Raw genomic sequence first — 10,186 nt, forward strand, 5'->3', positions numbered from 1 at the left:
GCTGCGGCGCCGCGCGAAAAGCAGCCATTCACCGCGTCAGCGACGACGAGATTACCTCGGATGACCGAGTCGCGGACGAAGGGGTCGTTCGCTGCGAATGCAAGGGTGACTTCGTCAAAGCGGTGCCGCCGCACCGGACGGGTTGATAGCGGACATTCCGACTCTTCCGACCTTTTTTAACGCCTACTGCTCCGACGAAGGAGATTGCCATCCGAGGGCCACGATCCGATCGATCACGTCCATGGCGTGCGCGTCGTCGCGGTAAATGGAAGTGAGCATCTGGTCGACCGGGGTACCGGGCCAGGCACGGGTGAGCTCGGCGACCTTGGCCTCGGCGTCGCGGGTTCGACCCATGGCGGCGAGGGCGGCAGCCTCGTAGGCCAGTGACGGGGCGCTCAAAGGGTCGCCGAACCGTGTCGCTTCTTCGAAGGTCTCGAAAGCCTCACGGTAGTTCCCGAGATGGAAATTTGCCGCGCCAGCGATGTTGCGGTTGGCGAAACGTTGATTGCTGCCGCCCTGCAGCTTCGTTCGGTCAGCAATTCTGAGGGCCTCCTCGAACTCTCCAGCGAACAGAGCGACGGCCCCATGGAAGTCCAGAACATGTCCATCGTCCGGATCAAGCTCCGACGCGCGGCGCGAGAGGCTTAGCGCCCTGTCATAGTCGCCGCGTCCAAACGCCACCCAGGAAAGGGCGGATTGGGTCCATGCGCCTGATGGCTCAAGACGGAGCGCCTCATTTGCCATATCCTGAGCGAGCTCAAGGTATCGCTCCCGGTCGACGCCGGGCGGGATCGTCACGCCGAGTGCGCCGAGGATCTGGGCGGCCCCCGCGTAGCCGCCGAAGTAGTCCGGATCGAGCTCGATCACCCTTTGGAAGACCGTCAGGACCAGCTCCTGAAGTGGCCGGTCGAAGATCGGGAAGATCATTTCGCGCGCCTGCTCCGCGAGATTGACCGCCTGGAGAGAGGCGGCGGACTTCTCGAAGATGGCCGCGCGGCGAAGGACCCGCAGAGAGTCGTGCCGCGAACCGGCGACCTCGGCCGTGTTGGTCGGCTCGGGAGCGTTCGTCGTGAGCAGGAGCGAAAGTGCGGCCCCGACGGCCGCGCCCGACGCGAAAACCCCAGCCGGCACCGCCACGCTGCGAAGCACGGAGCTTTGACGCGGCACCTCGGGTATTTCTATCTCTTCAAACCGCGGCCGGTATCCTCCCGGGTCGAGATGGATTCGAAACGGGTCGGATCGCCCGGCCCTCTCGTAGTACAGTTCCAGCTGTTGCCGGAGGCGACGGGCATCGACCCGGACGACGTTCTCCGGATCGCTGTTGTCGGCGGGGTCGCGGCCGTAGACGTCCTGGGCGATGGTCTTGGCGCGGATGGCGTCGCCGCGGCCGGCGATCTCCTCGTCGACGACATAGGTCAGGAAGTCTCGCAATCGCCCGCCGCGTTCGAAGGCCGGGTCGACGAGAAGCCTGTCCAGCGCCCGGCGTCTGGCGTCGCCGTCCGTAGAAACCTCCGAGATTTTCGAACGCATCTCAAATACCCCTCATCCCCAACACTATCACGCCCTCCGCTGACGTGACTCACGATTTGAGTCACTGTGACTCACGTGCGTGAAGGCCAGGGCCTGGGGAACAAACAGCAGATAAGCACTGAAGCATCGCCGCGGGAGATCGGGACTTGATCTCCGTATCGTTCCCGCGTGTGGGGGGAGTCCTGATGATTGACAGAGGCAGAGCGTCGAAGCTGTCGGCGTGGTTCGCCGGCGGTCTGGCTTTTGGATTCTGGGCGGTTGCGCCCGATCATGCGACGCGGGCCGTGGGTGACGGCTTGGAAAGGGCGCTTTTCGGACGCGCCTATGCCCAGGAGGCGGAGCCGGAGGTGTCGCCGACGAGGGTGAGGGACCGCGAGCGCGAGGTGTACTTCCCGAACTCGGAAGACCTGGCGCCGGACGAGATGCGGGTCATCGCCTGCGGGACCGGCATGCCGACCACGCGCGCGAAGCAGGCCGCCGCATGCTTCCTGGTAGAGCTCGGCAACGGAGACAAGTTTCTGTTCGACATCGGCTCGGGATCGGCCGAGCGGATTTCGTCGCTGCAGATCCCTTACAACTACCTCGACAAGGTCTTCGTCGGTCATCTGCACACCGACCATTTCGGGGCGCTGCACGATCTCTTCATCGGCGGCGCACTTATGGGCCGCAACGTGCCCCTGCGCGTCTGGGGGCCGAGCGGCGCCATTCCCGAGCTGGGTACGGCCTACGCGCTGGAGGGCATGATGCAGATGCTCACCTGGGACATGGCCGGCCGCGCCGGCAATGTCGACTTCCGCGGCTACCGGATGGACGTCACGGAATTCGACTTCCGCGGCGAGAACCAAGTCATCTACGACGAGAACGGCGTGGTGATCCGCAGCTTCCCGGCGATCCATGCTATCGATGGGGCCGTGAGTTTCGCGCTGGAATGGAACGACCTGAAGTTCGTGTTCAGCTCCGACACCTACCCCAACAAGTGGTTCCGCGAATACGCGCAAGACGCCGACATCGCGATCCACGAATGCTTCATCGCCGTGCCGGACCTGGTGAACAAGATGGGCTTTACGCCTGAATCCGCGCTGCTCGTCGGCACGCAGGTCCACACCGCGCCCGAGGCGTTCGGCAAGGTCATGAGCGACATCCGGCCCCGGATGGCCGTGGCCTATCACTTCTTCAAGGATTTCGACACGACGCCGCAGGTCTACGACCGTATCCGCAAGACCTACGACGGCCCGCTGAGCCTCGCGGAGGACTACATGGTCTGGAACGTCACCAAGGACGACATCCAGGTTCGAATGGCCGCGGTGGAAGAGGCGACCTGGGCGCCGCCGCTCGCCGCGCCGGCCGAGCCGCCCTCGCTCGACGACCGGACCGCGTTCGCCGAGCAGGTCGGCATCGACATCGCCGACATCGGCTTCTCGGACTTCACCACGGCGGGGTATGACGACGTCGACGCCGTGCTGCGTCCGATCTTCCAGGAAGCCAGCGAGGCGCTCGGCCGCGAGTTCCCCTATCCGGGGGATCAGTAGGCCGGGGTGCACGGTCGGGCCGTCTCCTCGTTCGGCCCGACCGTCTTCGTCCCGCTGCTTGGCGCGTCATCTTGGTGGATGTGGCGGTACGGCGACGAGAAACCGGGGCTGCCTGTCGGGCGGCTGCAATGGATGGGCGCAACAATCATGCTGGCTGTTCGCTCGCTCGTCTTGTCGGTTTGCTGGTTGATGTTCGCGTGGCCTGCGGCCGCCGACCTCGTTTCCCCGTATGGCGGTGAGACCGCGCCGAGCTTTGTCGAGCTTGCCGTTCTCGAGGACCGGGTCCACGCCACGCTCGAGATCGATCTCGAGGACTACCCCCTTTTCGTCACGCCGGACGATGGATCGGAAACCTCGCTGGCCGAGCGGACGGGCCGGACGCTGACGATCGCGGCGGATGGCGTTCCGCTTGCCCCGGTCACCCGAGTGGTCGATGTCCGGGAACGCAAGCCCCGCGTCAGCGCCGCAACCGCTGTCGTTCCGCCCCGCCCGCGCAGTGCAGAGGTGGTCTACGTCGAGTTGGAGTTCCCGTTTGCCGGCCGTCCCGACACCGTGACGTTCACGCCGCCGCTTGATGCGGACGGCATGCCTCTGGCGTCTCTCGGTGCCCTGGTCGAGCACATGGGCGTTCCGGTCACCGACTACCGCTATCTGTCCCGGCCGGAGACGCTGCGGCTCGACTGGGAAGATCCTTGGTTTAGCGCCTTCGAGAACCCCGTCATGACGCGACACCACAAGTCGCCGCTCATGTCGTTCCTGTCGATGGAGCCTCGGGAGGTCCGGCACGAGATCATCTTCCGGCTGCGCGACCTTGAGCAGTGGACCGACCTCGGCGTGGGCGATGCCGCGACCCTAACGGCCGCGCAGATGGCGGAGGTCGAGAAGCGCGCGGCCGCCTTCTTCGCGGATCGCAACCCGGTTACCATCGACGGACAGAGCGTCCAACCGGCCGACATCCGCGTGTCGCAGATCGCGGTCGGGGTCGAGGGTCTGCGCGTGCTTGAAGACGTCCCCGAGACGGACCGCGCCACCGCGCTTTTGGGTCTCGTGCTGTCGTATCCGCGGCCATCGCTGGCCGACGAGGTGGCGATGACATGGGAGCTCTTTCCCGATGACGCGACCATGGTGCCGGTCACTCTCGTCGATCCGGCCGGAGGCGTCCCGGAGCAGGTCCGTCCCGACGACCCGACGGTGCGCTGGACGAACTTCCTGACGGTCTGGGAGGAACCGAAGTCGAAGCCGATCACCGTGACGGCCGCGAGTGTCGTCACTCTGCCGCTCGCCTCGATCGGTCTGCTCATGGCCGGACTTGTCGCCGGATGGTCAGCGCTGAGGACCGGCGGCAGGTGGAGGTCTGCCTCGATTGCGGCCGCGGGCGCAGTGCTCATCGCCGCGGTCGCCGCCTTTCCGGTCTCGACCGGGATCGCGCTTCCGCGGGGCGCCACGCCCACTCCCGAAGCCGCGCACGCAATACTGTCCGGCGTACTGGACAATGTCAGCGCCGCCATGCTCGAGACTCGGCCGAGCGGCTACGACGCGGCGCTGGCGTCGTTCGTTTCTGAAGATCACCGGAACGCGGTCGGGTCCGAGCTCCGCCGTGGCCTGTCGGTCTCCCTCCCCTCCGGCGCCCGCGCGCTAACCGACGGCATGGCCGATCTCAGTATCGAGGAAATCACGCCTGCTTCCGACGGCGCCGGAACCCAGATTCTGGCCAGCTGGAGCGCCGAGGTCAGCGGCGGTCACTGGGGCCACCTGCACCGCCGGAAAGTCAGCTATCGCGCGCTCTTCGAAGTCACACGAACGCAGGGCCATTGGTTCCTCGACGGGCTGACCGTGCTGAGCGCCCAATTCGAAACCCAAGGGGCGACATCATGAGGCGGCTGCTCGTTCTCTCCATCGCTCTCCTCGCGCTCATGCTGCCGGGAACCGTGCTCGCGCATTTCAAGCTGAACATGAATGTCAGGATCTTCCATGTGGTCCATGGCCCCGACGGGCTCGACATCTTCCTCCGGACACCAATGTCCTATCTCGTCGCCGACAAGGTGGGGCCGTCGGACGGAGATGGTCCGCCGGCGCCGGCGCCGTTCACCGACACCCGAATGGAAGGCGGCGTGCTGATGCACACGGTGGCGGCCGACCAACTGCGCGCCGATCCGAATGGCCTCGGCCAGTTCGCCGCCGACAGCCTTCGAATCGAAACCGAAGGCAGGGCGCTTCGGGGCGACGTCGTCAGCGTCCGGGTCCACCCGATCGGCATGGAGCCTGGCTTCGCCACCCGCGAAGAGGCGGAGCGCGCTCTGGGCTCCGGATCCGCGTTCCCCGCCGATGCGGGCGAAACCTATGTCGGCGATGCCGTCGCGGACATCCACCTGCATGTGCCGGCAGGCGCCCCGGTCGGGACCTATCGGTTGTCGACAACCGCCGATCCCGGCCTCCCGGGGCAGGAGGACACGGCCAATCTCGTGCTGGACCACCGCGGGGATGCGACGCGCACATATCGCGCCACCGGGCTCATGTCCGACCCGATCGAACTGTCGGGTTCGGTTGCGGCGGCGGCTTCGACTTTCGTGATCGAGGGGGCGCGGCATATCCTCGAAGGAGTGGATCACGTCCTCTTCGTGATCTGCATGGTGATCGGCGCCCAGACGTTTGGCGCTCTTCTGGCCCGCGTGAGCGGCTTCACGGTCGGCCATACAGTAACCCTGATCATGGGCTTCTTCGGGCTTGCCCCCTCCGCCCCTTGGTTCATACCGGCCGTCGAGACCGCCATCGCGCTCAGCATCATCTACGCTGCCGCCGACGCCATGCTTCGAACTCCGGGACGGGAGCGCGGCAATCTGGCCGCCGTCGCTGTCACCGCGGCGATAGGGCTCCTGCATGGGTTCGGGTTCTCGTTTATGCTCCGGGAGATCCTCAGCATCGACGCGGGCAATGTCTGGCAAAGTCTGCTCGCCTTCAATGTCGGCGTCGAGTTCGGTCAGCTGGCGATCGTGGCCTTGGTCTGGCCCGCAGTGATCGTGCTTCGTCGGATGCCCGGAAACGTCTGGATCGGAGCGCGTGGAGCGGTGGCGTTGTCAGTTTCCGCAATTGCATCGGTCTGGGTGATCGAGCGTTCTGGCGCCTTTTTGGGCTGACACCATCGCATGCTTTGGTTCCGCATGTGTCCGCTTCGGCTTCGTCCAGGAGGGCTAGCGGTTCGCGTCATGAGCGAATGCCGCTATTTCAACCCGGCCGCTTTGGGCTCAGAGCCGTCGGTCAGGCCCAATTCGTCCGACGACCGCTTACGACCGCTGAAGGTCCCCAGGGCGCGCTAGCCCACTGAAAACAGAGAAAAACCTGCTTCTTGCCAATGGCTGCTCATGGCGCAAGGTTCAAGCCCGCGCTCCTGCACTGCAGAAAGGCGGCTTCGAGCCCGATGCGGAACTCAAACATCAGGTTGGCATGGCTCGTGCTATCGAGCATCAATCAGAAAGTGGTATCGCGCGATCCTTCCCTCGCGGATGTCAGGTAAATAGTCCACCTCGGACTCGCGGATCAGGCTCGCAGCGATGAACCCGTTGCCCTCTGCGTCGAACTGATCCTTAAGATCTAGGGCGGCAGCATAGTTCCGTTCCCAGAACCCCCGATATTCGCTGAGAAGTCTATTATTTTGGCATTTATGCCCAGCGCAGCGACAGCTTTGGCCAAGCTCTAGTGCTCTGCATGAAGGTCCGCCGCCGCTTCCCCGACACCAACATGATGATTCATGAAAATTGCCATGCGTCCGCCCGACGCGACACTTTCAGCCAGAACGCTAAGCACAGCTTCGAGGTCGGTTGCCCAGTAGAGCGTGTCCATTGACAGGACCGTATCATAGGTTTCCGTGCTCGGTTTCATGGTGTTGAAGTTTGCTGTCCGAAAGCTCAGCCGGTAACGCTTGTTTTCGGTGCGCGCCTCGGCAGCGGAGATCACGCTTGTCGGGTAGTTGAGGCCTGTGACCCGCGACAATCTGGTCCAGATCTTGTGCGGTCCGATGCATATTGGTCGACCCTTGATGTCGCTCAATGCAGGACCTGAGCCATGCCCTAGCTTTTTTATAGCCGTCGGCCGTTGAGGTGGCGCAGTGAAGCTTTTCAGAGCTACTACCCCAAAAGGAACTCCAATGCCGACCGTCCGTGAGGGGATCGAAAAGCGCCTGTCGCTGGCCTCAGATTGTGACGACTCGCATCGAGAGAAAGTCGACCTCGTCGATCTCGCCACGCAGCTCTCGACCGAAATCTACCCTGCCAGGCGGCCGGGTCGCGTCGATCTTGACGCATCGCTCGATCGCGACTGGGGCTTCGACAGCCTGTCCCGCGCGGAACTTCTTCTGCGGGTCGGGCGCGCCTGCAAGGTCAGCCTGCCTGAGCGCCTGCTCGGCGAGGCCGAGACCCTTCGCGACATACTGGATGCGCTTCCGGACGCCGCAGTTCGACACGGCGGCGGCGAAGCAATAGCTGGACAGGCCGGCATCGAAGGTGTGCGATCCGCACCGGAAGCGGTCTCCAGCCTCACTCAATCGCTCGACTGGCATGCGGAGCGGCACGGCGAGAACGCGCACCTGCTAATTCTCGGGGACGCAGCAACTAAGCTCATATCCTATTCCGGGCTGGCCGGGAGCGCGCGGGTTTTGGCGCGAGACCTCCGCGCGCATGACGTGGCTCCAGGTGACCGCGTCGCAATCATGCTGCCAACTAGCGAAGACTTCTTTGTCGCATTTTTTGGGGTTCTTTTCGCAGGCGCTGTGCCGGTGCCGATCTATCCCCCGTCGCGCCCGGCTCAGATAGGAGCGCATCTCCGGCAACAGGCCGGAATTTTGAATAATGCTGGCGCCGTGCAACTTATTGCAGATCCAGCGGCGGGCGCTGCCGCACAGCTTCTCGGTATGCTCGTGCCATCGGTGCGGAGCGTTCGGACTGTGGAAACCCTGTCGACGAACAGTGCGGCGCCCCTGCCCAAAGTCTGCGCGAGCAACGTGGCACTCCTACAGTACACCTCCGGGAGCACCGGAGACCCGAAGGGCGTGGTTTTGACCCACGAAAAACTGCTGTCGAATATCCGGGCGATGGGAGCCGTGATCAAGCCGACCCGGCAGGACATATTCGTCAGCTGGCTACCGCTTTATCATGACATGGGTTTGATCGGCGCCTGGCTAGGCAGCCTCCACTATGGGGTGCCGTTGGTCGTCATGTCGCCGCAGCGCTTTCTGATGGAGCCGCAGCGATGGCTCTGGACCATTCACCAGTATCGCGGCACCCTCTCCGCGGCACCGAACTTCGCTTTCGAGCTCTGCCTCGCCAAGATCGACGACCGGACGCTGGAAGGCCTCGATCTGAGCAGCCTCCGCCTACTCGCCAACGGCGCCGAGGCCGTCAGGCCCGCCACGGTGCGACGGTTTAGCGAGCGGTTTGGCAAGTACGGCCTCCGAGTGGGCGCAATGGCACCAGTTTATGGCCTAGCCGAGAACGCCGTAGGCCTTGCATTTCCTCCGATGGACCGCGGTCCGGTGATTGATCGGGTCGACCGCGATCGTCTGCAAAGAACGGGCGATGCCTTGCCCGCCACGGCCGAGACCGCTCAGGTGCTGGAGGTGGTGGCCTGCGGACGGCCACTGCCGGGCCACGAGATCCGCATCGTCGGCGAAAGCGGTGAAATCGGGGAACGGAAGGAAGGACGAATTCAGTTCCGCGGACCGTCCTCAACGACCGGCTATTTCAATAGCCCGCAGAAGACCGCAGAGCTCTTCGATGGGAGTTGGCTAAACACCGGCGACGTCGGCTATCTGGCGGATGGCGACATCTTCGTCACCGGCCGATCAAAGGACGTTATCATACGCGCCGGGCAGCATATCTATCCGCAGGAGATCGAGGGCGCGCTCGAAAATGTTTCAGGCATCCGCAAAGGATGCGTGGTGGCTTTCGGTGTGGCCGACCCAAAGAGCGGAACGGAGCGTCTCGTCGTGGTCGCCGAGACCCGCGAGACGGACGCGCACGCCCGGAGTCATATTCGGGAAGAGGCCTGCGCGGCGGTTGCGGTGCTATTGCAAACGCCACCTGAAGAGGTCCTCCTCGTGCCGGCCCGAACCCTCCCCAAGACGTCGAGCGGTAAGATCCGCCGCAGCCGCGCTCGACAGCTCTACGAACAGAACTCCCTGGGCAAGCACGGGCAGAGTATCAGGATGCAAGTTGCCGGACTGGCGCTTGCAGCCGTGAGGATCCGGGTATCCGAGATCGCAGCAATATCCCGCCGGTTCGCATATGCTATTTATTGGCGAGCATTGTTCTGGCTCTTCGGCGCGGTTACCTGGCCATTGATCCTGCTCCTTCCCGGTCGGAGGTTGCGCTGGGCACTAATGCATCGGCTCTCCCGACTCCTCCTGGCGCTCCATGGTATCCGAGTCCAGGTGAGTCGGAGCGCCCCCCTCCCATCAGAGGCCGTGATCATCGCCAATCACTCCAGCTATATCGATGGACTAGTTCTCTCGGCAGTGCTGCCCGGCGAACTGACCTTCGTCGCGAAACAGGAACTGGAGGATGCGCGCATCGCCGGTCCGTTCCTTCGGCGACTCGCTACGATCTTTGTGACGCGCGATGCGTCAGTTGACAGTGTGGCAGGTGAGAGACGGATCTTCGACGCCGTCCAGAAGGGCCGGCGAGTTATCATGTTCCCCGAGGGCACCTTCCAACCGGCGCCAGGTCTTCTGCCTTTTCACCTCGGCGCCTTCATCGTTGCCGCGCGCGCCTCGATCCCGATAGTCCCGGTAGCGCTAAAAGGCACTCGGCAAATCCTGCGCGGTGAAGACTGGGCGGCGCGGCGCGGCGACGTCGAGGTTTCAATTGGCGCGGCCATCTGGCCCGACGGAACCGACTTCGACGCTGCCATCCGGCTCCGCGATGCTGCCCGGCAAATCATTTTAGATGGGTGCGGAGAGGCGGAGCTCTTGGCGCTCTGAATACCGCAGGCCGGACGGTCTCATGCCAATAGCTCTGATCTCAGACAAACCGTGTCCGGAAAATGCTCGATGAAGTGGCGGTGAGCAGCCCAACTTGATTGGTCCACGGTGATTGTTAGTTCATGGTCGGCCTTCGGCCCATCCGGACGATGCTTTC

General features: G+C 64.0%; 6 protein-coding genes. 4 read left to right on the top strand and 2 right to left on the bottom strand.

Annotated elements, in window-relative coordinates; all coding sequences use genetic code 11:
* Positions 1-183 precede the first annotated feature (183 nt).
* Positions 184-1,530, bottom strand: coding sequence for a tetratricopeptide repeat protein (locus M1105_RS20095; protein WP_249582163.1), 1,347 nt, complete (start codon positions 1,528-1,530; stop codon positions 184-186).
* A gap of 185 nt (positions 1,531-1,715) precedes the next feature.
* On the opposite strand from M1105_RS20095, the gene gntH reads away from it, so the two are divergent.
* The 3 genes from gntH to M1105_RS20110 are packed head-to-tail and all read left to right on the top strand — an operon-like array spanning position 1,716 to position 6,193.
* Complete coding sequence (gntH, locus tag M1105_RS20100) at positions 1,716-3,059, top strand: guanitoxin biosynthesis MBL fold metallo-hydrolase GntH (RefSeq protein WP_249582164.1); 1,344 nt, start codon at positions 1,716-1,718, stop codon at positions 3,057-3,059.
* A gap of 6 nt (positions 3,060-3,065) precedes the next feature.
* Positions 3,066-4,934, top strand: a complete 1,869-nt coding sequence (locus M1105_RS20105) for a hypothetical protein (protein ID WP_249582165.1) — start codon at positions 3,066-3,068, stop codon at positions 4,932-4,934.
* Positions 4,931-6,193: a HupE/UreJ family protein gene (locus M1105_RS20110; protein WP_249582166.1), complete on the top strand. Its 1,263-nt coding sequence runs from the start codon at positions 4,931-4,933 to the stop codon at positions 6,191-6,193. The genes M1105_RS20105 and M1105_RS20110 overlap by 4 nt, the downstream gene beginning before the upstream one ends.
* 556 nt (positions 6,194-6,749) lie before the next feature.
* On the opposite strand, the gene M1105_RS20115 is transcribed toward M1105_RS20110, so the two are convergent.
* On the bottom strand, positions 6,750-7,103 hold the full coding sequence (locus M1105_RS20115; RefSeq protein ID WP_249582167.1) for a class I SAM-dependent methyltransferase: 354 nt from the start codon (positions 7,101-7,103) through the stop codon (positions 6,750-6,752).
* 97 nt (positions 7,104-7,200) lie between these two features.
* Between M1105_RS20115 and M1105_RS20120 the strand changes: the two genes are divergently transcribed.
* Positions 7,201-10,029 carry an AMP-binding protein gene (locus M1105_RS20120; protein WP_249582168.1) on the top strand — a complete coding sequence of 943 codons (2,829 nt, stop codon included), beginning with the start codon at positions 7,201-7,203 and terminating at the stop codon, positions 10,027-10,029.
* Positions 10,030-10,186 lie beyond the last annotated feature (157 nt).

It is taken from the genome of Thermohalobaculum sediminis (assembly GCF_023487995.1).
Taxonomy (GTDB): Bacteria; Pseudomonadota; Alphaproteobacteria; order Rhodobacterales; family Rhodobacteraceae; genus Thermohalobaculum; species Thermohalobaculum sediminis.

Bases quoted from the DNA above. Each gene is read 5' to 3' on its own strand.
- M1105_RS20110 (WP_249582166.1), top strand. From the start codon at position 4,931: ATGAGGCGGCTGCTCGTTCTCTCCATCGCTCTCCTCGCGCTCATGCTG.
- gntH (WP_249582164.1), top strand. From the start codon at position 1,716: ATGATTGACAGAGGCAGAGCGTCGAAGCTGTCGGCGTGGTTCGCCGGC.
- M1105_RS20095 (WP_249582163.1), bottom strand. From the start codon at position 1,530: ATGCGTTCGAAAATCTCGGAGGTTTCTACGGACGGCGACGCCAGACGC.
- M1105_RS20120 (WP_249582168.1), top strand. From the start codon at position 7,201: ATGCCGACCGTCCGTGAGGGGATCGAAAAGCGCCTGTCGCTGGCCTCA.